The organism is Mesorhizobium sp. ESP6-5 (assembly GCF_020164695.1).
GTDB lineage: Bacteria > Pseudomonadota > Alphaproteobacteria > Rhizobiales > Rhizobiaceae > Mesorhizobium > Mesorhizobium australicum.
The window spans coordinates 44,682-71,361 of record NZ_JAIUGR010000003.1 but is presented as its reverse complement, the minus strand read 5'-3'; the positions used below and the strand labels follow the sequence as shown (position 1 = coordinate 71,361).

Annotated in this window: 27 protein-coding genes; 10 read left to right on the top strand and 17 right to left on the bottom strand. The window is 63.3% G+C overall.

The features are described 5' to 3' along the window. The 9 genes from LB524_RS05020 to LB524_RS04980 form a co-directional block, all read right to left on the bottom strand. On the bottom strand, positions 1-426 hold the full coding sequence (locus tag LB524_RS05020; RefSeq protein WP_015314277.1) for an NAD(P) transhydrogenase subunit alpha: 426 nt from the start codon (positions 424-426) through the stop codon (positions 1-3). Next, a complete protein-coding gene (locus tag LB524_RS05015) occupies positions 426-1,700 on the bottom strand; it encodes a Re/Si-specific NAD(P)(+) transhydrogenase subunit alpha (protein WP_015314278.1) in 1,275 nt (424 codons plus the stop codon). Before LB524_RS05015 ends, LB524_RS05020 begins: the two co-directional genes overlap by 1 nt. A gap of 87 nt (positions 1,701-1,787) precedes the next feature. After that, on the bottom strand, positions 1,788-2,012 hold the full coding sequence (locus LB524_RS05010; protein ID WP_015314279.1) for an aa3-type cytochrome c oxidase subunit IV: 225 nt from the start codon (positions 2,010-2,012) through the stop codon (positions 1,788-1,790). 162 nt (positions 2,013-2,174) lie between these two features. Further along, entirely contained in the window at positions 2,175-2,324 is a 150-nt protein-coding gene (locus LB524_RS05005; protein ID WP_015314280.1) for a DUF3096 domain-containing protein, read from the bottom strand. Between the two features lie 143 nt (positions 2,325-2,467). Then, positions 2,468-3,229: an N-acyl amino acid synthase FeeM domain-containing protein gene (locus LB524_RS05000; RefSeq protein ID WP_140615009.1), complete on the bottom strand. Its 762-nt coding sequence runs from the start codon at positions 3,227-3,229 to the stop codon at positions 2,468-2,470. 382 nt (positions 3,230-3,611) lie between these two features. Continuing rightward, positions 3,612-5,927: a putative bifunctional diguanylate cyclase/phosphodiesterase gene (locus LB524_RS04995; protein ID WP_015314282.1), complete on the bottom strand. Its 2,316-nt coding sequence runs from the start codon at positions 5,925-5,927 to the stop codon at positions 3,612-3,614. A 137-nt stretch (positions 5,928-6,064) separates the two neighbouring features. Beyond that, positions 6,065-9,652 carry an indolepyruvate ferredoxin oxidoreductase family protein gene (locus LB524_RS04990; protein ID WP_263486513.1) on the bottom strand — a complete coding sequence of 1,196 codons (3,588 nt, stop codon included), beginning with the start codon at positions 9,650-9,652 and terminating at the stop codon, positions 6,065-6,067. Between the two features lie 124 nt (positions 9,653-9,776). Further along, the gene (locus LB524_RS04985) at positions 9,777-10,310 is read right to left on the bottom strand and encodes a hypothetical protein (protein WP_224524123.1); all 534 of its coding nucleotides are present in this window, start codon (positions 10,308-10,310) and stop codon (positions 9,777-9,779) included. Beyond that, on the bottom strand, positions 10,303-10,911 hold the full coding sequence (locus LB524_RS04980; protein WP_224524122.1) for a CGNR zinc finger domain-containing protein: 609 nt from the start codon (positions 10,909-10,911) through the stop codon (positions 10,303-10,305). Before LB524_RS04980 ends, LB524_RS04985 begins: the two co-directional genes overlap by 8 nt. A 142-nt stretch (positions 10,912-11,053) precedes the next feature. Between LB524_RS04980 and LB524_RS04975 the strand changes: the two genes are divergently transcribed. The 4 genes from LB524_RS04975 (at position 11,054) to LB524_RS04960 (ending at position 15,553) form a co-directional block, all read left to right on the top strand. Beyond that, complete coding sequence (locus LB524_RS04975; RefSeq protein WP_224524617.1) at positions 11,054-11,959, top strand: branched-chain amino acid ABC transporter permease; 906 nt, start codon at positions 11,054-11,056, stop codon at positions 11,957-11,959. A gap of 180 nt (positions 11,960-12,139) precedes the next feature. Then, on the top strand, positions 12,140-12,724 hold the full coding sequence (locus LB524_RS04970; RefSeq protein ID WP_140821650.1) for a TRAP transporter small permease subunit: 585 nt from the start codon (positions 12,140-12,142) through the stop codon (positions 12,722-12,724). Then, positions 12,724-14,511 (top strand): TRAP transporter large permease subunit, encoded by a 1,788-nt coding sequence (locus LB524_RS04965; protein WP_140723494.1) that lies wholly within the window; start codon positions 12,724-12,726, stop codon positions 14,509-14,511. The genes LB524_RS04970 and LB524_RS04965 overlap by 1 nt, the downstream gene beginning before the upstream one ends. 13 nt (positions 14,512-14,524) lie before the next feature. Beyond that, positions 14,525-15,553 (top strand): zinc-dependent alcohol dehydrogenase family protein, encoded by a 1,029-nt coding sequence (locus tag LB524_RS04960; protein WP_140723388.1) that lies wholly within the window; start codon positions 14,525-14,527, stop codon positions 15,551-15,553. A 104-nt stretch (positions 15,554-15,657) separates the two neighbouring features. Here the strand turns inward: LB524_RS04960 and LB524_RS04955 are convergent, their stop codons facing one another. Next, positions 15,658-16,767, bottom strand: coding sequence for a TRAP transporter substrate-binding protein (locus tag LB524_RS04955; protein WP_224524120.1), 1,110 nt, complete (start codon positions 16,765-16,767; stop codon positions 15,658-15,660). 245 nt (positions 16,768-17,012) lie between these two features. On the opposite strand from LB524_RS04955, the gene LB524_RS04950 reads away from it, so the two are divergent. Beyond that, a complete protein-coding gene (locus LB524_RS04950; protein WP_224524119.1) occupies positions 17,013-17,804 on the top strand; it encodes a gamma-glutamyl-gamma-aminobutyrate hydrolase family protein in 792 nt (263 codons plus the stop codon). On the opposite strand, the gene LB524_RS04945 is transcribed toward LB524_RS04950, so the two are convergent. The 5 genes from LB524_RS04945 to LB524_RS04925 all read right to left on the bottom strand — a co-directional run bounded on the left by LB524_RS04945 (position 17,805) and on the right by LB524_RS04925 (position 21,844). Continuing rightward, complete coding sequence (locus tag LB524_RS04945) at positions 17,805-18,209, bottom strand: hypothetical protein (protein ID WP_411909896.1); 405 nt, start codon at positions 18,207-18,209, stop codon at positions 17,805-17,807. It lies immediately after the preceding gene. A gap of 79 nt (positions 18,210-18,288) precedes the next feature. Then, positions 18,289-19,272 (bottom strand): 2-hydroxyacid dehydrogenase, encoded by a 984-nt coding sequence (locus tag LB524_RS04940; RefSeq protein ID WP_224524118.1) that lies wholly within the window; start codon positions 19,270-19,272, stop codon positions 18,289-18,291. Further along, positions 19,269-20,291 carry a LacI family DNA-binding transcriptional regulator gene (locus LB524_RS04935; RefSeq protein WP_023772401.1) on the bottom strand — a complete coding sequence of 341 codons (1,023 nt, stop codon included), beginning with the start codon at positions 20,289-20,291 and terminating at the stop codon, positions 19,269-19,271. Before LB524_RS04935 ends, LB524_RS04940 begins: the two co-directional genes overlap by 4 nt. A 66-nt stretch (positions 20,292-20,357) precedes the next feature. Continuing rightward, entirely contained in the window at positions 20,358-21,299 is a 942-nt protein-coding gene (locus LB524_RS04930; protein WP_015314295.1) for a DMT family transporter, read from the bottom strand. Between the two features lie 137 nt (positions 21,300-21,436). Continuing rightward, complete coding sequence (locus LB524_RS04925) at positions 21,437-21,844, bottom strand: DUF2000 family protein (RefSeq protein WP_224524117.1); 408 nt, start codon at positions 21,842-21,844, stop codon at positions 21,437-21,439. Positions 21,845-21,897: 53 nt separating this feature from the next. Here LB524_RS04925 and LB524_RS04920 point away from each other — a divergent pair, with 53 nt between their 5' ends. Continuing rightward, on the top strand, positions 21,898-22,767 hold the full coding sequence (locus tag LB524_RS04920; protein ID WP_224524116.1) for an AraC family transcriptional regulator: 870 nt from the start codon (positions 21,898-21,900) through the stop codon (positions 22,765-22,767). A gap of 12 nt (positions 22,768-22,779) precedes the next feature. Here LB524_RS04920 and LB524_RS04915 read toward each other — a convergent pair whose 3' ends face one another. Next, the gene (locus tag LB524_RS04915) at positions 22,780-23,250 is read right to left on the bottom strand and encodes a MarR family winged helix-turn-helix transcriptional regulator (RefSeq protein ID WP_015314298.1); all 471 of its coding nucleotides are present in this window, start codon (positions 23,248-23,250) and stop codon (positions 22,780-22,782) included. A 2-nt stretch (positions 23,251-23,252) separates the two neighbouring features. After that, positions 23,253-23,537: a hypothetical protein gene (locus LB524_RS04910; protein ID WP_224524115.1), complete on the bottom strand. Its 285-nt coding sequence runs from the start codon at positions 23,535-23,537 to the stop codon at positions 23,253-23,255. A gap of 135 nt (positions 23,538-23,672) precedes the next feature. Between LB524_RS04910 and LB524_RS04905 the strand changes: the two genes are divergently transcribed. From LB524_RS04905 to LB524_RS04890, 4 genes are all read left to right on the top strand, one after another. Beyond that, complete coding sequence (locus LB524_RS04905; protein ID WP_224524114.1) at positions 23,673-24,710, top strand: CobW family GTP-binding protein; 1,038 nt, start codon at positions 23,673-23,675, stop codon at positions 24,708-24,710. A 78-nt stretch (positions 24,711-24,788) separates the two neighbouring features. After that, entirely contained in the window at positions 24,789-25,067 is a 279-nt protein-coding gene (locus LB524_RS04900) for a DUF1778 domain-containing protein (RefSeq protein ID WP_015314300.1), read from the top strand. Then, a complete protein-coding gene (locus LB524_RS04895; protein ID WP_015314301.1) occupies positions 25,064-25,591 on the top strand; it encodes a hypothetical protein in 528 nt (175 codons plus the stop codon). The genes LB524_RS04900 and LB524_RS04895 overlap by 4 nt, the downstream gene beginning before the upstream one ends. A gap of 101 nt (positions 25,592-25,692) precedes the next feature. Continuing rightward, positions 25,693-26,667, top strand: a complete 975-nt coding sequence (locus tag LB524_RS04890) for a WD40 repeat domain-containing protein (protein WP_140723408.1) — start codon at positions 25,693-25,695, stop codon at positions 26,665-26,667. The last annotated feature ends 13 nt before the right edge of the window (positions 26,668-26,680 follow it).

Sequence of the window (26,680 nt, the reverse complement as noted above, 5' to 3'; positions counted from 1 at the left end):
TCACTTGTCCTTCTTCTTGTACATGGCCAGCATGCGCTGGGTGACGAGGAAGCCGCCGAAGATGTTGACCGAGACCAGCATCAGCGCGACGAAACCGAAGCCGGCGGCGACGCCGGAGGCCGCGATGCCGACGGCGAGCAGCGCACCGACGACAATGACCGACGAGATGGCGTTGGTGACGGCCATCAGCGGCGTGTGCAGTGCCGGGGTCACCGACCAGACGACGTAATAGCCGACGAAGATCGCCAGGATGAAGATGGCGAAACGGAAGACGAAGGGATCGATGGCCCCGCCCGAGAGCGCATGCGCGGCATCACCGGCCGCCTCTGCACCGCCTGGGGCATTGGCCAGGTTCTGCACCGCGAGCCGAACGGCAGCGCTTGCCTGGTCGAGCTGATCCAAGGCTTTCTGCAAGGTCTGGTCCATCACGCGGTCCCTTTCGGCTTCGGCGAGGGTGACTTGGATGCGGCGGTCTTCCCGGGCGCGGCCTTCCTGGGCGCGGCCGTGGCATCGGCGACCATGGTCGTGGCCGGGATCGCGGCCGGCTCGACATAAGGCTGCTGGTCGGCCTTGGCGAAGGCCGGATGAACGACCTTGCCGCCGTCGGTCAGCATGGTTGCCTTGACCAGATCGTCGTCGCGATTAATGGCAAGCGTCTTGGTCGTCTTGTCGACGAGCGTCTCGACGAAGGCGAACAGGTTCCTAGCATAAAGCAGCGAGGCGGATGCCGCGATGCGACCTGGCACGTTGAGATGACCGACGATCTTCACATTGTTGACCGTGGTGACGATCTTGCCGGCCTCGGCGCCCTCGACATTGCCGCCACGCTCGACGGCGAGGTCGATGATCACCGAGCCCGGCTTCATCGAGGCGACCATCGCCGCCGACACCAGCTTCGGCGCCGGCCGGCCGGGGATCAGCGCCGTGGTGATGACGATGTCCTGCTTGGCGATGTGTTCGGCGGTCAGCGCCGCCTGCTTGGCCTGGTACTCCTTCGACATTTCCTTGGCGTAGCCGCCGGCCGTCTCGGCGGCCTTGAACTCCTCGTCCTCGACCGCGAGGAACTTCGCGCCGAGCGAGGCGACTTGTTCCTTGGCGGCGGGCCGAACGTCGGTGGCGGTGACGACGGCGCCGAGACGGCGCGCGGTGGCGATCGCCTGCAGGCCGGCAACGCCGACGCCCATGATGAAGACCTTGGCCGCCGGCACCGTGCCAGCCGCCGTCATCATCATCGGCAGCGCCCGGTCGTATTCGGCGGCTCCGTCGATCACCGCCTGGTAGCCGGCAAGATTGGCCTGGCTGGACAGGACGTCCATCGATTGCGCGCGGGTGATGCGCGGCATGAACTCCATCGAGAAGGCGGTGACGCCGGCTTTGGCCAAGGCCGCGACAGCCGCATCGTTGCCGTAGGGATCCATGATGGCGATCACCGCGGCGCCGGATTTGTAACTCTTCAGCTCGGCATCCGTTGGCCGGCGAACCTTCAGCACGACATCGGCATTGGCGACATCCGAGGCCTTGCCGATGACAGCACCCGTCTTGGCAAACTCTTCGTCGGGGATACGCGAGCCGGTGCCGGCACCGGCTTCGACGACCACGTCGAAACCCAGGGCCGTCAGCCGCTTGACCGTATCGGGCGAAGCCGCGACACGCGGCTCGTTCGCATCGAGCTCACGAGGGATGAAAACCGTCTGTCCCACCGCATGATCCTTTCGGCCGGAACCTGTCTGCGCGAAGTGTCGACCGGGATATCCGGCGACGTCAACCGCAAGAGCGTTTTGGAAGGTCTATCGCAGAATGAAGGCGCCGACTGCCAGAATAAGCACGAACAGGATCAGCGCAGAGAAGAAGCCACCCGCGAAGAAGCCGAAAGCCATCGCCAGGAGAAGCGCGCCGCAGAAGAGCGAGCCATATTTGGCCAGCGCCAGGAAGCCCGCATAGGTGCGGTCATGCTCGGCATAGTCCATCTTCGCGCCCAGTTCTACAGGACCGCTCGGCGTGTGCTCAGCCATAGGAATACCCCTTCGAAGACATCTTTCAGGCACATACCGAAAAGCTGGGCGCAGGGCAATGGCGCTATTGCCGCATCGCAGCCGACAACTCCCTCAAGGGAAAATTGAAACTGGCCGCCGATGCCCGCGGGGATGGCTTTTGCGCGAGCCCTGCCCAGCGTCTCAGCCAGCAAGGTGAGGAAAAAGCCCGAGCAGCCCAACGACAATCAGATAGAGCGCGACGATGTAGTTCAGGAGCCGCGGCATGATCAGGATCAGCACGCCGGCGATCAGCGAGATAAGCGGTGTGAGCGCGAGCGAGTGGATGGTCATGACCGTATTCCTTCCCACGAACAATGCGACAGGAGCCCGGGGCGAAATGCCCGTTGGGCAGGATCGCGGCGACACTCGATGGCGATGCCGCTACCTATAACGGCGAAGCCGCGGGAAGGTTCAGATGCAAGGACGACGCCCGTTCAGGCAGCATCGCGGTAGTATTTCGCCGTCGGCACTATGGACAGCGGCGTCAGCCGGTTGATGGCCGGATTGGCGAACATCATCCGCTGTTCCACGGCTGTCGACTTAAAGAACGGAAACCGTTCGAGTGTCTGGCGCAAGTTTTCGCCGCACGGGATTTCGAACAGAGCGATCGGCGCAAGGACTCCCGGGAACACCTTGCCCTCTGTCCTCTGAACGGCATGAAAGATACGAGCATAGTAAGCGGAGTGCTCGATCTTGACCGGCGTTAGCACTGCGGTAAGCCCAAAGTAAGAAGCGGCCACCATGCCAAGCCTGAGCGTGAGAAAAGGCAGAACTCCGGGCGCGGGCGCACTGTCGGCATCGGTTGCGAAACGAGTCCCGTCGATGAACGTCTCTCCGCGGGCAAGCCGCTCGGCCAATATTTCCGGATAGGCATCGACGGACGGCGAATGAGGGTGCTCTCTGGAAATGTAGTGAAGCCGTAACGTGCTGACCAGCTGTCCATCGAAATAGACGCCGAACCGATAGGAATTCGGCAGATTGTCCCAGCGATCCTCGAACATCCCGCTGGCGATCGGGCCGCACATGCCCGATTGCAGGTAGGATTGATAGCGAAGGCGGTAGATCGCCTCCAGATCCTCGCCTCCAGTGATGAGACGGTAGTCGACATGCTCCAGCAATTGCATTATCGACTGGTTCAGCGCCGACCCAGCATTGGAGCTGGCGCCAGCCCGCGCATCGTTTCTCGCAGCATCCATTCTCAAGTCCTCGTATCCGCCGTGAACAGGCTATTCGAGTTAAAATGAGACACAAGCCGAAAATTGGATCCCGTTGGTTTACCACTTGTTAACCTTAACAGCCGGAGGTCCTTGGCTGCGGAGTGGTTGCTGAAGGGGCAGCTTGGATGTTCTAGTCCAAGGCTTCATTCTCACGAAGGGCGCGCTGCAGACTCGGGCGCGAAAAGCACTGGAGCGTTCCGCTTCGACAGATGCGTCGATCCGGTCAAATCTTTCGCTTCTTCAAATTCGGCCAAAACTACTGCACGCTTTGCTTAGGTTTTTTCGCGATCAACCGAATATTGTGGTTCGTACCTGCCGCACGATCCAAGCAACGCGTAATATCAACTCGGCGAGGACGAAGTTAGCCGACTGTGCGCTTTGCGGCGAGACGCAGATCCGCGGCAAACGGCCAGGTGACGTTCGACATCGTCTCGATGCCCGACGCGCTGAGCGCCGCTCCGAACAGAAAGCCCTGGACAAGATCCGGCTTCACCGAATGCATGAGGACCTTAAGCTGCTCGAATGTTTCCACGCCTTCGATGGTGACGGTGAGCCCCAGGACACGGGTCAGGTCGACGACACCCTTCAACAGCTCGAGCGAGCGCGGATTGTGGGTAACATCCATAACGAACGACCGGTCGATCTTGATCTTGTCGAGCGGAAGCTTGTGCAGATAGCTCAGGCTTGAATAGCCGGTGCCGAAATCGTCGAGGGCGATGCGGACGCCAAGCTGCTTCAGTTCCTCGATATACTGGCGGGTCAGGGATTTGTCGTCGAGCAGCGCGGTTTCCGTGACTTCGATCTCCAGGCGGCTAGCATCGAGGCCGGAGTTAGCCAACGCATCGCGCACCTTTTGGATGACGTCGCGGCTGCGGAAATCTCTCGCCGAGAGATTGACCGAGACGCTGGTCTGGTCAGGCCATTTGGCGCATTCGGTGCAAGCTGCATGCAGCACAAAGGTGCTGATCTCGGAAATGATGCCCATCTCCTCGGCCAGGGGAATGAAGATGCCGGGCGAAATCGGTCCGAGATCGGGATGGTCCCAGCGGCAGAGCGCCTCGCAGCTGGCGATGCGCATGGTGTTCATCGCCACGATGGGCTGGTAGACGACCCGCAGTTCCCTGCCTTCCACGGCGCTGCGCAGATCCGCCTTCATCAGCTGGCGATTGCGGAATGCGGCATCCATCGCCGCCTCGAACAGCCGCCACCCGTTCTTGCCAAGTTCCTTGGCCTTGTAGAGCGCCAGGTCCGCCTTGACGATCATGGCGTCGACATCGGTTCCGCCGACCTTGGACAGCACCGCGCCGGCGCTGGCCTGGATCCGCAACCCGTGGCCCGCCACGTCGACCTCTCCCTGCAGCTCGGCGAAAATCTGGTCGAGCAGGCTCTCCAGGTGGCTTTCGTCATCGATGCGGTCGAAGAACAGCATGAACTCGTCGCCACCGAAGCGACTGACGGTAAGGCCTTGCCCGGCGATGGCCGCCAGCCGGTCCGCCACGGCGTAGATCAGCCCGTCGCCGACGGGATGGCCGAGCGTGTCATTGACGCTCTTGAAATCGTCGAGGTCGATCACGGCGAGGCCGCACAGGCGATCCCGGTCGCCGGAGGCCATCAGCTCGCCGACCAGTTCGTGGAAATAGGCGCGGTTGGGAAGGCCGGTGAGATTGTCGTAGCGCGCCATGAAGCGGATCTTTTCCTCCGCTTCGACGCGCGCCGTGACATCCTCGAAGGTGATCACGCCGAGTTCCTGGCTGCCTTCACGCGCGGAGAATTCGTAATGCTGGCCGTTGGCGAGCGAAACAAGCACCTTGCGGTCCCTGCCCTCGCGCAGCGCGCGCGTCAGCTGCGCCTCGACGTAGCGGCAGTCCTTCGGCGCCAGCATGCCGCCGGCGACGCCGCGCATCAGAAGCCCGTGGATGGAGCGCCCGAGCAGCGCGTCGGCCGATTTCAGCGACATCAGGTGGGCGGCCTCGGCATTGGCGACCGCGACGCGCCCATCAGGGCCGAGCATGACCAGGCCGTGCGACATGGTGTTGAGCGCGCGGTCGAACTTGCGCGTTATGCTTTTCGCCTGCTTGTGGCCGATGACCGCCGAAAACAGCACATTGCGAACATGGTCGGCGCTGTTGATGGTAATGAACGTCATCGGGAAGATCATCAGACCAAGGACGACGGACGGGGCATCCAGACGCAGCAGGAGCGCAAGCGCCGCCGGACCAATGAAGGTTACAGAAAAAATCCGCACCATGCGCGGAGACCCGTAATTACGGGCGACAACCGTGACCAGGGTCGCCAGGGTCAGCGACATTGCCGCCAGTTCGGCGAATGGGTCGGGATACACATAGATCGACACGAAGCACAGCGCACCCAATCCGAGGCCCTGCAAGCAGCCCTTGAGGATGTAACTGCGCTCCAATCGGTGTGCGTGTTCGACGTCGGCAATCACGCCCCCCGTCTTCAGGAAGCTGCGAATACCGAAATAACGCAGAAGGCTGATCGGCAGTAGAATAAAAGAAAAGGCCAGAAACAACGGATTTTGCGTGCGCAGATAAATCATGAATCCGAGGATCCAGTAGCACGCGCCACCGATCACCAACATGTGCGCGTTGTCGAACAACGACCGCACAAATTGGATATAGACATCCGCGGGGATGCTTTCGGTCTTTGTTTTGCCCATATGATCGGCCCAACGCTAAGCCTTGTCATGCCACAACCGCCTTAAGAAAGGCTTAGACAGAGGGGCTTAAGCTACGGCTTCGGTCGGCCCGCCTCGGCAAGAGGACCTTGCAGCAGGCTTCGGGCATGGGTGAGAAATCACTCAGCGGCACTGAGAACCGGTACCGGCATGACTTGGATCAGTCGCTGGAGCAGTCTGGAGCGCTCGCCCGCCGCCTTTTCGGCGCTTGCCTGCCGGACGTGGCCATAGCCGCGGATCAGCGCCGGGACCGAGACCAGGGCTACCGCGGCCTCGATCTTGCCCGGCGCCAGCGAACTGGCCACGAGCTGTAGATCGGCCTCGTACTGCGCCAGCAATTGCCGCTCCATGCGCCGCTCGGCGGTGTAGCCGAACAGGTCGAAGGCCGTGCCGCGCAGGCCCTTCATGGCAGCCAGCAGGCGAAAGCCTTTCATCATCCATGGGCCAAAGCTCGATTTCCTCGGTTTGCCGTCATTGCCGCGACGTCCCATGATCGGCGGGGCGAGATGGAATTCAAGTTTCTCGTAGCTCTGGAACTGCATGCCAAGCGCGGCGGCGAAGGAGCCGTCGGTATAGAGCCGCGCAACCTCGTATTCGTCCTTGATCGCCATCAGCTTGAACAGGCTTTTGGCGGCGGCTTCGGTCACGGCGGTCGAACCCGGCATGGCCTTCGTTTCTGACCCTCGCAGCGCCGAAATCCTGTCGGCGTAGCGCTTGCCGTAAGCAGCGTTCTGATAGGCCGTGAGGAAGGCAACACGGCGGGCGATGATATGGTCCAGTGTCTCAGCACCCGGAGCGGCCTGTCCGGCCTTGTCACCGAGGGTTGGGGACGGCTGGGCGATGAGGCCGCGCACGAAATCCGGCTGATGCGCGGCGCGGCGGCCCCAGCGGAAAGCAGCGATGTTCATCGCCACCGCTTCGCCATTCAATTCGATGGCCTTTTCGACGGCTTCGGCCGAGAGCGGCAGACCGCCGTATTGGAAGGCAAAGCCGAGCATGAACATGTTGGCGCCCAGCGAATTGCCGAACAGGGCTGTGGCGGTGCGGGTGGCGTCGAAGAAATGCGCCTTGTCGTCACCGGCCGCTGAGCGGATCGCCTTCTTCAGGCGCTCGATCGGCAGCGAGAAATCGGCCGATCGAGCAAATTCGCCCGGCATGATCTCGGCGGTGTTGGCGAGGAAGATCGTATGCCCCTCGCGCACCGCCGTCAGCACTTTCTTGGCGCCCGACACGACCAGATCGCAGCCGAGCACGAGGTCGGCCTTTCCCGCCGAAACGCGAATGGCATTGATGTCCTCCGGCGTGCGGGCGATGCGGACATGGGTGAACACCGAGCCACCCTTCTGGGCAAGCCCGGCCATGTCGATCATGCCGCAGCCCTTGCCTTCGAGATGGGCCGCCATGCCGAGCATGGCGCCGACAGTGACGACGCCGGTGCCGCCGACGCCGTCGATGATCGCCGCCCAGCCCTCGACGCCCAGCGGGAATTCGGCTGGTGTCGGCACGCCCTCAAGCGGGTCGGTCCTGCCGGCCAGGCCTTCGGCCTTGCGGATCTTGGCACCGTGCACGGTGACGAAGGACGGGCAGAAGCCGTTGACGCAGGAAAAATCCTTGTTGCAGCTCGACTGGTCGATCCTGCGCTTGCGGCCGAATTCGGTCTCGACCGGCTGGATCGAGACGCAGTTCGACTGCACGCCACAGTCGCCGCAGCCTTCACAGACCAGTTCGTTGATGAAGACGCGCTTGTCGGGGTCGGGAAAAGTGCCGCGCTTGCGGCGGCGGCGCTTTTCGGCCGCGCAGGTCTGGTCGTAGAGCAGGATCGATACGCCCTTGACGTCGCGCAGCTCGCGCTGGACGAGGTCGAGGTCCTCGCGGTGGTGGATAGTGGCGCCGGCCGGGAATTCGGCCTTCCCGGCATATTTGTCGGGTTCGTCGGTGACGATGGCGATGCGGTCAACGCCCTCTGCCCGTACTTGCCTGGCGATCATGTCCACCGTCAGCCCGCCCTCATGCGGCTGGCCCCCAGTCATGGCGACGGCGTCGTTGTAGAGGATCTTGTAGGTGATGTTGGCCTCGCTCGACAGGGCGAAGCGGATCGCCAGCGTGCCGGAATGGTTGTAGGTGCCGTCGCCTAGATTCTGGAAGATGTGGTCGCGCCTGGAGAACGGCGCCTGGCCGACCCATTGCGCCCCCTCGCCGCCCATGGCGGTAAAGCCAACTGTGTTGCGATCCATCCACAGCGCCATGAAGTGACAGCCGATGCCGGCGGCGGCGATCGAGCCGTCCGGCACCTTGGTCGAGGAATTGTGCGGACAGCCCGAACAGAAGAAGGGTGTGCGCGAGCCGATGTCGGTGGCATCGGCCAGCATCGCCTGGAACTGACGTAGCTTCGCGACCCTGGCCGAAATCTCTTCGGATGGGCCGATGGTCCTCAGGATTCTCTCGCCGAGCGCAATGGCGATCTCGTTGGGGTCGAGCGCCCCCTTGGCCGGAAACAGCCAGTCGCCGCGCTCGTCCTTCTTGCCGACGATGGCCGGCTGCGAGGCCGTGCCGTAAAGGCTTTCGCGCAGTTGCACCTCGATGAGGGAGCGTTTCTCCTCGACGACGACGATGGTGTCGAGACCGCGCGCGAAGTCGGCGATGTGCTGCAGGTCGAGCGGCCAGGGGCAGCCGACCTTGAACAGCCGCACGCCGATGCGGTTGGCGGCCGCCTCGTCGATGCCGATATCCTCCAGCGCCTGGCGGACATCGAGATAGCTCTTGCCCAGCGTGATGATGCCGAGTTTCGGATTGCTGCCGCCCGAATAGACGAGCCTGTTCAGCCCATTGGCATGGATGAAGGCGGAGGCCGCGGCACGCTTGTGTTCATGCAGCCGTTCTTCCTGGCCGAGCATGTCGATCTCGTGGCGGATGTTGAGGCCGCCCGGCGGCATGTCGAAATCCGGGACGACGATGTTCAACCGTTCGAGCGAGGCGTCGACCGAAGCCGTCGATTCGATGTTGTCCTTGACGCATTTGATCGCCGCCCAGGTGCCGGCGAAGCGCGACATGGCAAAGCCGTACAGGCCATAGTCGATGATCTCCTGGACACCGGCCGGGTTGAGGATCGGCACCATGGTGTCGACGAAGAGGAATTCCGTGGCGTGCGCATTGGTCGAGGATTCGGCCATGTGGTCGTCGCCCATGAGCGCAAGGACGCCGCCATGTCTGGACGAGCCGGCGAGATTGGCGTGGCGGAACACGTCGCCCGAACGATCGACGCCCGGCCCCTTGCCGTACCAGACCGAAAAGACGCCATCATGGGTGCCCTCGCCCGCCAGTTCCGTCTGCTGCGAGCCCCAGCAGGCGGTGGCGGCCAGCTCTTCGTTGAGGCCGGGCTGGAAAACGATGTCGGCCCCGGCAAGCTGCTTTTTCGCCTTCCACAGCTGCATATCGAGGCCACCGAGCGGCGAGCCCCGATAGCCGGAGACGAAGCCTGCCGTGTTCAGGCCGGCGCGGCGGTCGCGCTCGCGCTGCATCAGGAGCATGCGGATGACCGCCTGCGCGCCGGACAGGAAGATGCGCTCCTTTCCAAGATCGAACTTGTCGTCGAGCGCGACATCGTGCAGCGTCATCAGGCATTTCCTCTGCGATGGCGGCGCGGGGCAGCAGCCAACGTCGGGATCGGATGACGCATCCTTTCTCCCCTTGCAAGGCAGGTCAAACAAAATCGAAAGGACCGGCCAACGCGCGACAAGCAGTTCGGCGGGCGCTGGATCACGTATGAAACGGTGCGCCGACAGCGCGATGGCATACGAAAATTCCAGCCGAAATCGATGCCGTCAGAAGGTGTCAGCCGGCTTTCGAGCAGTCCGGCTTCGGCTCGCCCGGCAGCTTGCCGTCGGGATGGCCGGCGAGGTCGGGGTTGGCCGTGTAGAGTTGGTCGATGACCAGCGGCCGATCGGGCAGGATGGACTGGTCTTCCGTCGACATCAGCGTGGTGTCGATCTCCTGCAGGACCGCGCCATCGGCGCCCTTGATGCTGATGGCGATGGCATAGGGCTTGTTCTTGACAACGCAGGTCAGCGCCGGGCTTTCCAGGCTCACCTTGTCGAGCTTCGGCCAGATCTTCTGCTCGACCACGAAGGGATCACCACCGGCGGGGTTCTGGAAGCTGGCAACCGCCACCTGACCCTCGCCCATCGGCCGCAAGGGCCTCAGCGTCACGACATAGGTCGCCCTGGCGAGGCGGTAGTTGAAGACGAAGATCTTGCCGGAAACTTCGAACAGCTTGCCTCCACCGCCAGTATCCCGGCAAGCGCCAAGCGTCATCGCCGCAATCAGCGCCGCGCCAACAACCGTCGAGCGGGAAAGAATTCTAGGCATTCCTGACCTCATTGGCGGCCATGCGGCGGCGATAGTGACGGCTTGCCTTCTGCCTGTTGCCGCATACCGCCATGTCGCACCAAAGGCGGCTGGAATTGCGGCTTCTGTCGACGAACAGCCAGGTGCAATTGGGACAGATCCTGAGCCTCGCGACGGTGTCGTCACGCAGCAGGGAAAGCGCCGAAACCGCCAGTGCCGCCTCGAAGGCGATCGGCGTCGCCGGATCGCCGAACGGCCGTCCCTGCGCCCCGATCTCGGTCCCGCCGGCGGCTAGGCCGTCGGCGCAGGATCGCAGGAATTCGGGCAGATCGGCGGTGGCGACCGCGCCGTTCAACACAGCGCTTCGAAACAGCCTATCGGTCGTCTCGCGGATCGACAGCACGACGGGCGCAATTGCCGCCGGCGAGGACACCGCCAGCCGCCTGTCGCCAAGCTCGGCGGCGCGAAAGCCGCTGGCCGCGTCGGCGAAGCGGGCGATTTCGGCCGGATCGTCGAAGCGGTCGAATGTGCGCTCCGGATCGCCGCGCAGCACGACGGTGTTCGCCGTGTCGAGCGCTAGCAGGCCGCCGGTGAAGCGGTGAGGAGTCCAGGCAACTGTCATTTCCGGAAATCTAACCGATAAATCGCGTTTGACAAGTTAGATTCGGCGATGCAAACCTCGGATGCGCAGGGTATCGTCGCCTTTGTCCGCTCCGCGTTTGTCCTATTCCCTCTTGGGCGGGATGCTTCTGGTGTTGTCGAGCATGCTTTACTTCTTCCAGCAGGTGCTGAACGGGCTGCATTCGGGTGCGCTCTATGCGTTGCTCGCCTTCGGCTATGTGCTGACCAACGGCATTCTGCACCGCACCAACCTCGCCTATGGGGCGCTGTTTGCCTTTTGCGGCCAGGCAATGATCCTGAGCGTCGCCTTCGGCTACCAGGTGCTGTGGCTGACGCTGCTGGCTTCGGTGCTGTTCGGCGTCCTCGCGGCGTTTCTCTATGCGGCGCTCATCAGCCATGTCCTGTCGCGCAGCGTCTTCGAGCCGTTGGCCGACCGCTCGCCCAACGCCATCGTGGTGACGACGCTCGGCATCCTGCTCGTCCTGTCGGAAGCAAGCCGCATCGCCGCCGACACGCATGATCTGTGGCTGCCGCCGATGCTGGCCGAGCCCATCGTTTTCGCCGAACGCTCAGGATTCAAGGCGACGCTGACGCTGATCCAGGTGCTCGACTGCGCCGTGGTCGTGGCGGCGGTCGCCCTCGCCACCTGGGTATTTGCCCGCTCAAACTTCGGCCGGTGCTGGCGCGCCGTCTCCGACGACCCCAGGGCCGCCGCGCTGTGCGGCGTCGACGTGCGCGGCGTGTTCCGGCGTGCCGTGCTGTTCGGCGGCTTCTGCGCCGCGCTGGCCGGGATCATGGCCAGCCTCTACTATGGCAATGTCAGCTTCGGTTCCGGCCTTGTCTACGGCCTGAAGATCCTGTTCGTGACGGCGGTCGGCGGTTATCTCTCGCCGCCAAAGGCGGCGCTGGGCGCGGCCGCTTTCGGCATGGCCGAATCACTGTGGGCCGGCTATTTCCCGGTCGAATGGCGCGACGCCTGGATGTATCTGTTCTTGGTTGCCATGCTGATCCTGATCGGCGCCGGTCGCGACACCGGCAAGGTCGTCTGATCCCGCCAGACTTTGGTTGCATGACGTTTCGTCAGGGCGCGGTTTTCCACCGTGCCGGGAGCGCCGATGGCCTGCATCCGTCCTCCCCTTGTTGACCAACCGGACCACGCACTGCATACGGTTGGGCCAGGCGGCGCGACGAAAGGGGCGATCGCGCGTCACCGCATCAGGGAGGAATGCATGGCAGGGCTTCTCGCTCTATCCAGAACGATCGATCGTATAAACGAGTTCATCGGCAAATCGGTATCCTGGCTGATCCTGCTGGCGATCCTGGTGAGTGCGGCCAACGCGGTCATTCGCAAGGTGTTCGACACCTCGTCCAACGCCTGGCTGGAGCTGCAATGGTACCTGTTCGGAGCCGCCTTCATGCTGGCCGCCGCCTACACGCTGAAACAGAACGAGCATATCCGCATCGATATCGTCTACGGCCTGTTTTCACGCCGCGTGCAGCACTGGATCGACCTCTTCGGCCACGTCTTTTTCCTGATGCCGTTCGTGACGCTGATGGTGTTCTATTTCGTGCCCTACGTGTCGCTGTCGTTTCACAGCGGCGAGATGTCGACCAACGCCGGCGGCCTGATCGTGTGGCCGGCCAAGGCGATCCTGCTGGTCGGCTTTTTCCTGCTCGCACTGCAGGGCATTTCCGAGATCATCAAGAAGATCGCCATCATGCGCGGCGTCATTGAGGATCCCAACCCATTCATTTCCGTGCACGAACAGGCTGAACTCGAAGCCAAGGCGCTCGCCGAAGAGGTGCGTTCGTGATGGAGTTCATCGCCCAGAACATGGCGCCGATCATGTTCGCCTCGCTGATCCTGTTCATGCTGATCGGCTATCCCGTCGCCTTTTCGCTCGCCGCCAACGGCTTGATGTTCTTCTTCATCGGCGTGCTTCTGACGCCCTATTCGGGCGGCGCGATCAATCTCGCATGGCCGCTGCTCTATGCGCTGCCGGACAATTTCTACGGCAGCCGGGTGATGTCGAACGACACGCTGCTGGCGATCCCGTTCTTCACCTTCATGGGCATCGTGCTCGAACGATCGGGCATGGCCGAAGACCTGCTCGACACGATCGGCCAGTTGTTCGGACCCGTCCGAGGCGGCCTCGCCTACGCGGTGATCTTCGTCGGCGCACTGCTGGCGGCGACCACAGGCGTGGTGGCGGCGTCCGTCATCGCCATGGGACTGATCTCGCTGCCGATCATGCTGCGCTATGGTTATGACCGCCGGGTGGCATCCGGCGTCATCGCGGCGTCGGGCACGCTCGCCCAGATCATTCCGCCGTCGCTGGTGCTGATCGTTCTCGCCGACCAGCTCGGCCGCTCTGTCGGCGACATGTATGCCGGCGCCCTGATCCCCGGCCTGGTGCTGACCGGCCTATACACGCTCTACATCGTGATCATGTCGATCGTCCGGCCAAAGTCGATGCCTGCCCTGCCGCTTGAGGCGCGGACGCTCGGCCATGGCGTGGTGTCGTTGCTGATCGCGTTGATAGCGGCCATTGCGATCGCCTATGCGGCCTACCGTTACCTGGTGCCCGCTCATGGCGACAACGCCGATATTCTCGGCGCGACGGTCGGCGTCATCTTCATCTACATCGTCGCGATCCTCGACCGCAGCCTGAACATCAACATGATGTCGCGGCTGGCGCAGCAGGTCGTGATCGTGCTGATCCCGCCGCTGGCGCTGATCTTCCTGGTGCTGGGCACCATCTTTCTCGGCATCGCCACCCCAACCGAGGGCGGCGCGATGGGCGCGGTCGGTGCGCTGGCGATGGCGGCAATGAAGGGCCGGCTGTCGATGGACGTGATCAAGCAGGCGCTGGCCTCGACGACGCGGCTGTCGTCCTTCGTGCTGTTCATCCTGATAGGCGCGCGGGTGTTCTCCCTGACCTTCTACGGCGTCAACGGCCAGATCTGGGTCGAGCATCTCTTGACCTCGCTACCGGGCGGCGAAGTCGGCTTCCTGATCGGCGTCAACATGCTCGTCTTCTTCCTCGCCTTCTTCCTCGATTTCTTCGAACTGGCCTTCATCATCGTGCCGCTGCTGGCGCCGGCGGCCGACAAGCTCGGCATCGACCTGATCTGGTTCGGCGTGCTCCTGGGCGTCAACATGCAGACCAGCTTCATGCATCCACCATTCGGCTTCGCGCTGTTCTACCTGCGCTCGGTCGCTGCCCGCGTGCCCTATCTCGATCGCCTGACCGGCAAGCAGATCGCGCCGGTGACAACGGGCCAGATCTATTGGGGCGCGGTGCCATTCGTCTGCATCCAGGTGATCATGATCGGCCTGACCATCGCCTTCCCGCAAATGGTGATGCGCTACAAGGGCACGGCCGTCGATTCCGGCACGATCGACTACACGGTGCCCGGGGTGCCCAGCCTGTCGCCGCTCGGCGCGCCGGACGGTGGCGGCGCGCCTGCCAATGGCGGCGCCGCACCGACGGCGCCCGGCACGCCCGATCTGTCGCAGCCCCCGAATTTCGGCGATGCGCCGCCGGCCAAGCCGGCTGCACCCGCGCCGGACCTGTCGCAACCGCCGAGCTTCAATTGATGGAAACGATGCCATGAAAGCCGTGCGGTTGGAGGCAGTGGGCAGCATCTCGTTGCGCGAGATCGCCAAACCGGTCCCGGGCCCGGACGACCTCCTGGTGCGGATCGAAGCCTGCGGTGTCTGCGGCACCGACCGGCATCTTTTCCACGGCGAGTTCCCCTGCAGGCCGCCAGTGACACCCGGGCACGAATTCTCCGGCATCGTCGAGGCAATCGGCACCGCCGTCTCCGGCTTTGCCGTCGGCGACCGCGTCACCGGCGACCCCAACATCGCCTGCGGGCGCTGCGGCCATTGCCATGCCGGCCGCGTCAATTTGTGCGGCAATCTCACCGCCATCGGCATCCACCGCGACGGCGGCTTTGCCGACTATGTGGTGATTCCGCAGAAACAGGCCTTTGTCCTTCCCGCCGATCTGAAGCCAACTCATGGTGCTTTCTGCGAGCCGCTCGGCTGCTGCCTGCACGGCGTCGACCTTGCCGAGATCAAGCCAGGCAGCTCGGTGGTCGTGCTCGGCGGCGGCGTCATCGGCCTGCTCACCGTGCAACTGGCGCGGCTGGCCGGGGCGACCACCATCATCCTGTCGACACGGCAAGCCTCGCGGCGCGCGCTTGCCAGCGAACTCGGTGCGACGGCGACGGTCGATCCCGCCGCCACCGATGTGATCGAGGCCATCGCCGGTCCGGCCGGACTAATGCCTGGTGGCGCCGACGTGGTGTTCGAATGCGCCGGTGTGCGCGAGACCGTCGAGCAGTCGATGCGGCTGGCAAGGGCGGGCGGCACCGTCGTTATCGTCGGCGTGACGCCGCAAGGCATGAAGGTGGAATTCGAGCCCTTCGACCTGTTGTTCCGCGAACTCAAGGTGGTGGGCTCATTCCTCAATCCCTACACGCATCGCCGCGCCGCCGAGCTTATCGCGTCGGGCGTGATCGAGATCGATCAGTTGATCTCCAGGCAAGTCACGCTCGAGGAGGCGCCAGGGGTGATCGCCAATCCGCCGGCTCCGGGTGAAGTGAAGGTGCTGGTGGTACCAGCTATGGGCTGAGGTTCAGGCTTCGCGGCATTTGGCGATTGCCGTCGCCGTCGAGCAAAGAAAAGCCCCGGGGAACAAAAATGCCCCGAGGCTTTCGAAAAGCAAAGTACGATCGCCTACAGCTTGCCGCTGCGCTGCTGGACCATCATGAAGGTGTCGTAATTGTATTCGGCCACCTGCGCCCAGAGATAGTGCTCCTTGCGGAAGCCCTTGATCGATTCCCAGATCTTCTTGAACGGCGCGTTCGAGGCTTCCATTTCGGCGTAGACCTCGTTGGCCTTCTCGAAGCAGGCGGCCATGATCTCCTGGCTGAATGGGCGCAGTTTGGCGCCGCCGGCCACCAGCCGCTTCACCGCCGGAGGGTTCACATAGTCGTATTTCTGCAGCATGTTGGCGTCCGCGGCCTGGGCGCACGTCCGCAGCAGCGACTTGTAGGTCGGCGAAAGCTCGTCGTATTTCGCCTTGTTGAACATCAGGTGGACGGTCGGGCCGCCTTCCCACCAGCCGGGATAGTAATAATAGGGCGCGACCTTGTAGAAGCCGAGCTTCTCGTCGTCATAGGGGCCGACCCATTCGGCGGCGTCGATGGTGCCTTTTTCCAGCGCCGGGTAGATGTCGCCGCCGGCGATCTGCTGCGGCACCACGCCGAGCTTCTGCACCACTTTGCCGGCAAAGCCGCCAATGCGCATCTTGAGGCCGGAGAGGTCGGCGACGGTGTTGATCTCCTTGCGGAACCAGCCGCCCATCTGCACGCCGGTGTTGCCGCCCGGCAGGCCGAACAGACCTTGCGTGGCGAGAAACTCATTGAACAGATCGATGCCGCCGCCATGGTAGTGCCATGCATTCATGCCGCGCGCGTTGAGCGAAAAGGGCACCGCCGCACCCAGCGCCCATGTCGGGTCCTTGCCCCAGTAATAATATGCCACCGTGTGGCAGGCCTCGACCGTGCCGGCCGTGGTGGCGTCGGCGGCCTGCAGGCCGGGAACAAGCTCGCCCGCGGCAAAGACCTGGATCTGGAAATTGCCGTCGGAGGCTTCCGACAGCATCTTGGAGAACACTTCGGCCCCGCCATAGATGGTGTCGAGCGACTTCGGGAAGGACGACGCCAATCGCCATGTCACCTTGGGGTTGGACTGGGCGATTGCCGGTGCGGCGAGCGTGGCCGCCGCCGCGGCTGCGCCGACGCCGGTGACGCCGGCCTTGCGGATAAATGAACGACGATCCATGCAGTTCCTCCCTTTTGGACCAACAAACCGACGTTCGGGAAATCCTCGGCTCCCGCATCGGTTCGCTCGAAACAATACACGGGCAAGGAGTCGAGTCCAGCACGCCGGCCGGATTTGATGGCGAAGCCATGCGACCCTGCAACTATAGTCTAACAGGCGGTTTCGTGGCCCATGCGACACGCTGAGACTTGGCTGGAAAAATGGCCGGGGATCGCTTAATTTAAAGGCAGGATATCCCTTGCCAGATGGAAGACAGACCCAAAATGCAGCAGCCGCTCGTCGCCATATCGACCGACGTCCGTCAGTTCGACAACTACACCTGGCATGCCGCCCCTCAACAATACCTGGAAGCAGCAATCGCAGGTGCCGGCGTTTTCCCACTGCTCGTGCCATCGTTCGGCGACCGGCTGGACTTCGACGAACTTCTGTCGTCGGTCGACGGCGTCATGCTGACGGGCTCGAAATCCAACGTCGACCCCTCGCTCTATGGCGGCGATGCCAGCGAAGCGAACGGCCCTTATGACACCGCGCGCGACGCCACGACGTTGCCGCTGATCCGGAAGGCGATCGAGCGCGGCGTGCCGCTGCTCGCCATCTGCCGCGGCATCCAGGAATTGAACGTGGCGCTCGGCGGCACACTGGGCACCGAGATCCAGGAGCGCGAGGGGTCGCTGGACCACCGTGCGGCGGTGAGCGACAAACAGGATGAGCGCTTCGCCATTCACCAGACCATTTCGATCAAGACAGGCAGTTGCCTGGCCGGCGTGTTCGGCGCCGGCGACATCAAGGTCAATTCCTTGCATCGCCAGGCGATCGACCGGCTGGGATCGAAGCTCGAGATCGAGGCTGTCGCCACCGACGGCACGGTCGAAGCGGTTTCAGTCAAGGGTGCCCGCGCCTTCGCCGTCGGCGTCCAGTGGCATCCCGAATACTGGGTCAAGTCGGACAGCAATTCCGCCAAGATTTTTCGCGCTTTCGGCGATGCGGTGCGCCTGCATGCCGCCGCGAAAGCCGGCGCGCGGGCGGCGGCGGAGTAGTCAGTCTCTAGGTTTCAAGCCACCGTCTGATGCCAGCGACAGCAACGGCAGGGCCGGCGCGTAGGATTCGTAGCCATCGCCATCAGCCACGGCAAAGGTGACGATCGGATCGATGCCGTTGGCGCTGAAGGCAACGGTTCCGTCGTTTTGCTCGCGCCAGAATTTAGCCCGCTCGAGGCCCGGCAGGAGCCGTCGGCAATTCGGCGCCACCGTCAGCAGCGACAGGCCATCCGAGACCGAGGCGCCGCGCGTGACCGCGCATGCGCCTTCGTCGCCGTTGGCAATCAGTCTGTAGGCATTGGAAGGCGTGGCCTCATTGGCAATGCTTTCCCCGCTGCCGTCATGAAACAGCTGAACGCCGCCAAACAGCGCGGCGGCACCGATCAATGCGAAAAGCGTTTTCATCATTCCTCATCCAGCACACAGGATGAAGAATGATTTCAAAGGGTTAAGCCGACGTTAATAAATATGGCAGTGCCACCGCTCAAGGGCGAGCCTTCACATGCGCCGTCTCGGGCACTGGTGTCAGCGGCCTGCGGTCGCTGAACCACGACACCAGATTGTCGACGCATAGATCGGCCATGGCGCGGCGTGTGTGCTCCGAGGCCGAGCCGACATGCGGCAACAGAGAGGCGTTTGGTAAGCCGAGCAACGCCTTGGGGACATTCGGCTCGTCGGCGAAGACATCGAGCCCGGCGGCGGCGATGGTGCCGTCGGCGAGAGCGGCCGCAAGCGCCGCCTCGTCGACGGTGCTGCCGCGGCCGATGTTGACGAAGACGCCGTTCGCGCCGAGCGCCGACAGGATCTCGGCATTGACCGCTTTCTGTGTCGAAGCACCGCCGGGCGCCACCGAAATCAGCGTGTCGACTGCCTCGGCCAAGCCCTTCAGCGTGTCGTGGTATTGATAGGACAGGCCTTCGACCCGGCGTCGGTTGTGATAGGCGATCGGCAGGCCGAAGGCCTCCAGCCGCCGTGCAATGGCTTGTCCGATGCGGCCCATGCCGAAAATACCGACGCGGCGCGCGCGCAAGGTCAGCCGGCTCAGCGGATAGTTGCCCTTCTTCGCCCAGCTGCCGTCACGCAGCCAGGTTTCGGCACGCGGCAGATCGCGCACCGTGTTGATCAGCAGCCCGATCGCGGTGTCGGCGACCTCTTCGGTCAGCACGTCGGGCGTGTTGGTGACCATGATGTTCTTCGCCGCCGCATGGCCGACATCGACCGAATCGTAGCCGACGCCGAACGAGGCTATGAGTTCGAGCTTCGGCAACGCATCGATCATCGCCGCACTGATGCCGGCAAAGGATGCGATGCCACGCACCGCGCGGCGCATCTCGTCGGTGACCAGCGCGGGATCGGCGCGCTCGATGCCGATGCGATTGAACGTCCGGTCGATACGCGCGACGGCGTGGTCGCTGAAATCGGCCGGCACCAGAATGGCAACGGCTCCCAATTGTTCGGCCTTGGTCATGCACGCTCCACCGGCTTGCCGGTCGACTGGCGCACATGCAGTTCCGGCTTGATCAATTCCTGCGAGGGCCGCACCGTCTGCCCGTTGAGCTTGTCGAGCAGCGCACTGGCGGCGCGGCGGCCGACCTCGCGCTGGCCGTTCCAGACGGTGGTCAGCGCCGGCGTGGCTATCGCCGCCTCTTCGAGGTCATCATAGCCGGTGACGGAGATGTCGACGCCCGGCACAAGGCCGGCACGCGCAATGCCGTTCATCAGGCCGATGGCGACGAGGTCGTTCCAGCAGCAGGCCGCGGTAGGCCTGTCCTTCAGCGCCAGAAACTGCCCGGCGGCCTCGAAACCGGCCTGCTTGGTGCGCGGGCCTGATATGCGCCAGGATGGCCTGACTTCAAGCCCGGCTGCCTCCATGGCGTTCACATAGCCCTGATAGCGATCGCGGCCGGTCGAGGTCTGGTCGGTGCCGCCGATCATGGCGATGCGCTTGTGGCCAAGCGAGATCAGATGGTTGGTGGCGAGGCCCGTGCCATAGGCATCGTCGCCGCGAAACACCGGCACGTCGGCGCCCTCGACGGTGCGTGCGATCAGCACCGCCGGCAGCCCATTCTCCTCGGCCATGACGATATCGGACGCCGGCGTGCCGATAGCCGGCGACATGATGACGCCATCGGCGCCGAGCTGCAGCAATGTATCGATGAAGGTGCGCTGTTTTTCGAGCTGATCGTAGTGATTGGACAGGATGAAGGTCTGTCGGCTGCGGTCGAGCTCACTCTCGATCGAGCGCAGAATCTCGGCGAAGAACGGGTTCATGATGTCGTGGACGACGACACCGACAATGCCCGAGCGCGAGGTGCGCAGGCTGGCGGCGCGGCGGTTGTAGATATAGCCGATGGCGCGCGCATGTTCCTTAATGCGGTCGCGCGTCGAGCCGGCAACCAGCGGGCTGTCGCGCAGTGCCAAGGATACGGTGGCCGTGGACACGCCGAGCGCATCCGCGATCGTCGACAGCTTGATCTTCTGTGCCAGCCTTTCGCTCCCCGTCGTTTTTTTAAACTGTTTAAGGGCGGCCTTATGCCATCGATCCGGGCCAAATCAAAGTTTTTTTGCCAGCGCCTCGGCCTCGACATCCGAGGCCGCACGGCTGCGCAGCCTGAGCCGATGTTCGCGATGGACGATGTAGAGGCCGCTGGCGACGATGATGGCGGCGCCGACCAGCGTCCAGCGGTCGGGGAACTGCTTGAAGACAAGCCAGCCCGAAATGATCATCCACACCATTTGCGAATAGGGATATGGCGCGAGCGCTGTGGTCGTCGCCAGCCGATAGGCTTGGACCAGCAACCAGTGGCCGACACCGCCGAACACGCCAAGCATGAGCAGCACGGACCAGTGCCAGCCATCATGCGGCAGGGAAAATGAAAACGGCAGCAAGGGCAGCAGCAGGACCGTCGGCGCCAACGCCGAGAACAAGATCAGGCTCTCCGGAGTCTCGGTCGCCGACATGCGGCGCGTCATGATGACATAGAAGCAGTTCGACAGCATCGAGCCGAGCGCGAAGAGATGTCCGATGCCGAAAACGCCGACACCGGGCCGCGTGATGATCAGGACCCCGGCGAAAGCGGCCAGGATAGCCAGCCAGCGCCGCCATCCGGCCCATTCGCCGAGCAGCGGCCCGGCAAGGGCGGTGATCACCATCGGCCCGAAGAAATAGATCGACGTCGTCTCGGCCAGTTGCAGGGAGCGCAGCGCCAGGACATTGAACATGGTCGAGCCGAACAGGAACGCGCCGCGCATCACATGCGCCGGCAGGTTGACCGGCCGAAATCGCCTCGGTTCGCGCCAGCCACGCAGCAGCGCTCCAACCAGCACGACATGCACGGCAAAGCGCACCCAGGCGACGATCAGGACGGAGACGCCGGCCAGGACGAGATATTTGCTGCTGGTGTCGAGGAAGGTGAAGAAGACATAGGTGGTCAGCATGCACAGGATCGCCACCGGCGGCGTCGCGCTTTCGACATGTCTTTGGGAAGGATTCACGTGCAGGCCGGGGAAAAGCTGGGCTGGAACCCCACCTTTGCGGGAATTGCGGCTTGCCGGCAAGCCAATTGTCGCCCGCAGCCGCGCCTAAGCTCGCTGGTACAACAACAGTCGGCGTCAGGCTTAGCCTTCGGGCGCTACGCGTGCATGCGGGCGTCCTTGGTTATCTTGTCGACCACCTTCTTCTCGGCGCGCAGCGCTATGCCGACCACCTTGGCATCTTCGGGCGCGAACTCGGCAAAGACGGCGCGGTTGGCGGCATCGAAGCCGGTCGAGAACATCTCCTCGACATAGAGCGAGGTGGTGACGCCGCGTTCCAGCGCACGCCGATGGATCGCACTCATCGTTGCCTGGTCGGCCGAGAGCACGATGACCGGCTGGATCGACAGGGGATTGTAGAGATTGCCGGTGCGGTCGCGATAGGGCTCGCCGATGATGTCGGGGAATTGCGCGACAATGCCGCTGGTCAGGAAGGCGGTGACGTTGAGTTTCTGCCAGACGGCCAGGTCTTGCCGCAGTACGATTGCAAATTTCGTATCGAACATGAGAAAACAAGCCATTCAAAGTTAGGCCCCGTGTAACGAGGCTGAAGGAGACGATGTCGTTCGATCTAGACCGCCAGGCCTTCGAGGGTCTTGGACGTTTGTGCGCCGATGCCGCTGAAAACTGCATCATCTCCGCTCGCGACCCCGTGGGGATGGAGCGCATCGAGGCGCGGTTTCACGGCAGCGCCTTCGATCCGCATCGCCACGACACCTACGCGATCGGGGTGACGCTGCGCGGCGTGCAGACCTTCCGCTATCGCGGCGCGGCACGGCTGAGCCTGCCCGGCCAGGTCATCGTGCTGCATCCGGACGAGTTGCACGATGGCGGCGCCGGCACGGAAGAAGGCCTGCGCTACAGGATGCTCTATCTTGAGCCGTCACTGATGCTCGACTGTCTCGGCGGCACGGCGCTGCCCTTCGTCAGGGACGGCGTGGTGACGGACGAGGCCTTCTGCGCGACCCTGCTGTCGGCGCTCGGGCCGTTGGAGCAGGAACTCGACGAGCTGTTCGTCGACGACTTCCTGGCGCGACTGATGCAAAGTCTGAACCGGCATGCCGGCAAGCCGGCAAAGCCAATAGCCGGGGCGGCGTGGCGGGCGGCGACACTGGCGGGTGAGTATCTCACGGAAAACCTCGACCGGCCCGTGCGTTCGGGTGAGTTGGAAGCCGTCACGGGTCTCGACCGCTATGCCCTGTCGAGACATTTCCGCGCGGCCTTCTCGACCAGCCCGCATCGTTTCCTGGTAATGCGCCGGCTTCAGCGCGCGCGCAGGATGATCGCCGCCGGCGTGCCCTTGGCACAGATCGCGATCGAGGCCGGCTTCAGCGACCAGAGCCACTTCAACAGGCAATTCAAGAAAGCGTTCGGCATGACGCCGGGCCGTTGGTCGTCCTTGATCCACGGAAATACCGCGGCAGCCTGACGGCCGGAGAGATCAGTCATCCGACTCGGCGTCGTCATCGATCAGCACCAGTTCCTCGTTGGAGAGGTTGGCCTCGATGCGGGCGAGCAGCTTGAACAGCGCCTTCTGGTCCTTCTTGTCGAGGCCCTTAAGCGCCTGCTTTTCGGTCTTCTTCACCGACTTCTCAATGGCGCGGATGGTTTCACGGCCGGTATCGGTGAGGAAGATATGGGCCTGGCGGGCATCGGAGTCGGACGCGCGTTTCTCCAGAAAACCCTGTGCCTGCAGCCGGTTGATGGTCTTGGTGATGGTCGGCGGACGCACGCCGAGGCGACCGGCGAGATTGCCCGGCGTCTGGCCGTCCTCACGGTCCAGCGCCAGCATGATCTGGTCCTGGCCGGCGTAAAAGCCATGCGCCAGGAGCCGTGCCGCCAGCGCGGTCCTTGCCAGCCTTGCCGCTGAATGCAGCCGGCTCATCGTTGCAGTCTTGTCCGCCTTGGCCATGGTCATCCCTCTTCGGCCGTACCGGTGCGCACAGCATAGACGCAGCCGGCCGGTTGGCAATCGACGATCGAAAAAGATTCCGGCATCCGAAACAGCTTTGCCGGCAAGCATTTGCGGTGTCCGCCGTGGTGATGCCAGATGTTTATTTCAGTTAGATGACAAACGAGTTTCGGGTGAAGGGAATTCGGAGCGACCGCTGCGTGAATGCCATCCGACGACCGGACAGCCCTGGCAAGAGGCCCGTTGATCATTCCGCCGCCGGGGACGGCGGCCGCTTCCGCGGCCATGATGCCGGGACAATCCCGGTCGGCAGCTTTGGCCCATGGTTTGCCCCGTGCAAAAGCCCGGCGCACATCCTATATGGAACCGACAATCCCTTTTCGCGGCCTGAATTTCAGGGCCTAGTCATTTCGAGGCAAGCCATGAGCGAAGCGCAGACACAGATCCCCGTAACCGTCCTCACCGGCTATCTCGGCGCCGGCAAGACGACGCTGCTCAACCGCATCCTGTCGGAAAACCACGGCAGGCGCTACGCCGTCATCGTCAACGAATTCGGCGAGATCGGCATCGACAACGACCTGATCGTGGAATCAGACGAGGAGATCTACGAGATGAACAATGGCTGCGTCTGCTGCACGGTGCGCGGCGACCTGATCCGTGTCGTCGAGGGCCTGATGCGGCGGCCCGGCCGCTTCGACGCCATCGTCGTCGAGACCACGGGTCTCGCCGATCCTGTGCCGGTGGCGCAGACCTTCTTCATGGACGACGACGTGCGCTCCAAGACCAAGCTCGATGCCGTGGTGGCCCTGGTCGACGCCAAGCACCTGCCGCTCAGGCTCAAGGATTCCAAGGAAGCCGAGGACCAGATCGCCTTCGCCGACGTCGTCGTGCTCAACAAGACCGACCTCGTCACCCCGGAAGAACTCGCCAAGGTCGAGGCGACGATCCGCGCGATCAACCCGGCCGCCAAAATTCACCGCACGACGCGCGCCGGCGTCGCCCTGTCGGAAGTGCTCGACCGTGGCGCCTTCGACCTGTCCAGGGCGCTGGAGAACGATCCGCATTTCCTCGAAGCGCATGATGAACACGATCACCACGATCATGATCACCACGACCACGATGGGCACGACCACCACCATCACGCTCATCCGTCCGACATCCATGACGTGACGGTGCAGTCGGTGTCGCTGCGCGGCGGCGAGATGGACCCGAAGAAATTCTTCCCGTGGATCGAGAAGGTCACCCAGATGGAAGGCCCTAACATCCTGCGGCTGAAAGGCATCATCGCGCTCAAGGGCGATGACGAGCGCTATGTCATCCAAGGCGTGCACATGATCATCGAGGGCGACCACCAGCGCGCCTGGAAGGACGGCGAAAAGCACGAAAGCCGGCTGGTGTTCATCGGACGCGAACTCGACGCTGAACGGCTGAAGAAGAGCTTTGACGCCTGCCGGGCCTAGGTTCAGCCACACGATTCAAAGCTTGAATTGTGCGATACGTACACATATCATGTGTACGTATCGCGATGAGGAATGACCATGCCTAGACCTGCGGACAACAAGACCGAGCGCTACCAAATCCGCATTCCCCCTTCGGAGAAGGCGATGATCGCGCGCGCCGCTGCGCTCTCGCACAAAGACATGGCAGACTTCATCCTCGATAAGATCGTGCCTGCGGCGCAGGCGGTGATTGATGCGGCTGAAGTGACGAAGGTGTCCGACCGCGACTTTAAGCGCATCCTGGACCTGCTGGAACACCCGCCAAAACCCAACGCCAGGCTCAAGGCGGCGATTGCGGCCTTGCCGGACACTTTGTGACTCTTCCGTCCTGGCACGAGGAGCCAATAGCAAAACGCCACGATCGAGCGTCCTTCGATTGTGGCGACCTGCAGATGAACGAATTTCTGCAGCGGTTCGCGCGACAGAGTCATGATCAGAATGCGGCCAAGACCTTCTGCGCGATCGGCGATACAGCTTCGGAACGTGTACTCGGTTTTTATACGATCGCGCCGTCCGCCGTCGCTCATGAAGCCGTTCCCGCAGCCCTGACGAGAGGCTTGGCACGACACGAAGTTTCCGGCTTCAAGCTTGGCCGTCTTGCCACCGATCGCACCGTCGCCGGGCAAGGCCTCGGAGGTCAGTTGCTTGCCGCAGCGGCATTGCGCTGCCTGCGGCTTGCGGGAGAAGGGGGCGGCATTCTGCTCATCATCGACGCCAAGAGCGAGCGGGCGGCAAAGTGGTATGCAAGCTACGGCGCCGAGCGTCTCACAGGATCGGATTTGACTCTGGTGATGCCGTTGGCAGCATTCGCTGCGGATCTACGAGCCAAGGGGCTGCTTTGACGCCTGCCCCTTCATCACTTGCCAATCCCGATGGTTGTCGGAACCGCAAACGTCGAGTAAGCCGCTTCTACAATTCTAATCCAGTCGAACAAAGATAACCCATGCCCACAGTTGCCCCGCTTGATCTCGAAGGCCATTGCGTCGCCGCCGTCTTCCTCGGCGACGTGCCGCATTTCGCGCTGGCCGATGGTGCTGTCCATCGGCTCGACAATGGCCACAAGACGGTGCAGGCCAATGACGGGCTGCTTGCCGCCTTCCATGACGCGGCCAACGACCGGCTGATCACCGGCGGCGAGGACGGCAAGGTTTTTGCCGTGAAAGCCGGCGGCGAGACCCAGGAGGTGGCGAACGCGGGAAAAAAATGGATCACCAGCGTTGCCGCCGGGCCGCAAGGCGCCATCGCCTATGCCACGGGCAAGACCGCCTTCGTGCGCTTCGCCGATGGCAAGACCCGGGAATTTGCCCATCCGCGCTCGGTCGAGGGGCTGGCGTTCTCGCCCAAGGGCATGCGCTTCGGCGTCGCCCGTTACAATGGCGCGACGCTGCATTTCCCCGCCGCCGAGGGCAAGCCGGTGGAGCTGGAATGGGCGGGCGCGCACACCGGCATCACCTTCTCGCCGGACGGCGCCTTTCTGGTCACCACCATGCAGGAAAACGCCCTGCATGGCTGGAAGCTGGCCGACGGCAAGCACATGCGCATGAGCGGCTATCCCGGCAAGGTCAAAAGCCTGTCATGGAGCGTGAAAGGCAAGTGGCTGGCCAGTTCCGGCGCGCCGGCGGCGATCGTCTGGCCGTTTTCGGGCAAGGACGGCCCGATGGGGAAGGCGCCGCTGGAGCTCGGCACGCGCGGCAATGCCATGGTGACGGCGGTCGCCTGCCATCCGAGCCAGGACGTCGTCGCAGTCGGTTACGACGACGGCATGGTGATGGCCGTGCGCTTTTCCGACGCCAAGGAAGTGCTTTTGCGGCGACCAGGCAAGGGCGCCATCACCGCGATGATGTGGGACAGGGAAGAACGCCGCGTCGCCTTCGGCAGCGCCGCCGGCGACTGTGGCGTCATCGACATCACGGCCTAGCCGGGATGGCCGA

Bases quoted from the DNA above. Each gene is read 5' to 3' on its own strand.
- LB524_RS04910 (WP_224524115.1), bottom strand. From the start codon at position 23,537: ATGGCCGCGGAAGCGGCCGCCGTCCCCGGCGGCGGAATGATCAACGGG.
- LB524_RS04950 (WP_224524119.1), top strand. From the start codon at position 17,013: ATGGAAGACAGACCCAAAATGCAGCAGCCGCTCGTCGCCATATCGACC.
- LB524_RS04965 (WP_140723494.1), top strand. From the start codon at position 12,724: ATGGAGTTCATCGCCCAGAACATGGCGCCGATCATGTTCGCCTCGCTG.
- LB524_RS04940 (WP_224524118.1), bottom strand. From the start codon at position 19,272: ATGACCAAGGCCGAACAATTGGGAGCCGTTGCCATTCTGGTGCCGGCC.
- LB524_RS04945 (WP_411909896.1), bottom strand. From the start codon at position 18,209: ATGAAAACGCTTTTCGCATTGATCGGTGCCGCCGCGCTGTTTGGCGGC.
- LB524_RS04890 (WP_140723408.1), top strand. From the start codon at position 25,693: ATGCCCACAGTTGCCCCGCTTGATCTCGAAGGCCATTGCGTCGCCGCC.
- LB524_RS04955 (WP_224524120.1), bottom strand. From the start codon at position 16,767: ATGGATCGTCGTTCATTTATCCGCAAGGCCGGCGTCACCGGCGTCGGC.
- LB524_RS05020 (WP_015314277.1), bottom strand. From the start codon at position 426: ATGGACCAGACCTTGCAGAAAGCCTTGGATCAGCTCGACCAGGCAAGC.
- LB524_RS04960 (WP_140723388.1), top strand. From the start codon at position 14,525: ATGAAAGCCGTGCGGTTGGAGGCAGTGGGCAGCATCTCGTTGCGCGAG.
- LB524_RS04975 (WP_224524617.1), top strand. From the start codon at position 11,054: ATGCTTTACTTCTTCCAGCAGGTGCTGAACGGGCTGCATTCGGGTGCG.
- LB524_RS04980 (WP_224524122.1), bottom strand. From the start codon at position 10,911: ATGACAGTTGCCTGGACTCCTCACCGCTTCACCGGCGGCCTGCTAGCG.
- LB524_RS04970 (WP_140821650.1), top strand. From the start codon at position 12,140: ATGGCAGGGCTTCTCGCTCTATCCAGAACGATCGATCGTATAAACGAG.
- LB524_RS05005 (WP_015314280.1), bottom strand. From the start codon at position 2,324: ATGACCATCCACTCGCTCGCGCTCACACCGCTTATCTCGCTGATCGCC.
- LB524_RS04925 (WP_224524117.1), bottom strand. From the start codon at position 21,844: ATGTTCGATACGAAATTTGCAATCGTACTGCGGCAAGACCTGGCCGTC.
- LB524_RS04995 (WP_015314282.1), bottom strand. From the start codon at position 5,927: ATGGGCAAAACAAAGACCGAAAGCATCCCCGCGGATGTCTATATCCAA.
- LB524_RS04915 (WP_015314298.1), bottom strand. From the start codon at position 23,250: ATGGCCAAGGCGGACAAGACTGCAACGATGAGCCGGCTGCATTCAGCG.
- LB524_RS04985 (WP_224524123.1), bottom strand. From the start codon at position 10,310: ATGCCTAGAATTCTTTCCCGCTCGACGGTTGTTGGCGCGGCGCTGATT.
- LB524_RS04920 (WP_224524116.1), top strand. From the start codon at position 21,898: ATGTCGTTCGATCTAGACCGCCAGGCCTTCGAGGGTCTTGGACGTTTG.
- LB524_RS04900 (WP_015314300.1), top strand. From the start codon at position 24,789: ATGCCTAGACCTGCGGACAACAAGACCGAGCGCTACCAAATCCGCATT.
- LB524_RS05000 (WP_140615009.1), bottom strand. From the start codon at position 3,229: ATGGATGCTGCGAGAAACGATGCGCGGGCTGGCGCCAGCTCCAATGCT.
- LB524_RS04905 (WP_224524114.1), top strand. From the start codon at position 23,673: ATGAGCGAAGCGCAGACACAGATCCCCGTAACCGTCCTCACCGGCTAT.
- LB524_RS05010 (WP_015314279.1), bottom strand. From the start codon at position 2,012: ATGGCTGAGCACACGCCGAGCGGTCCTGTAGAACTGGGCGCGAAGATG.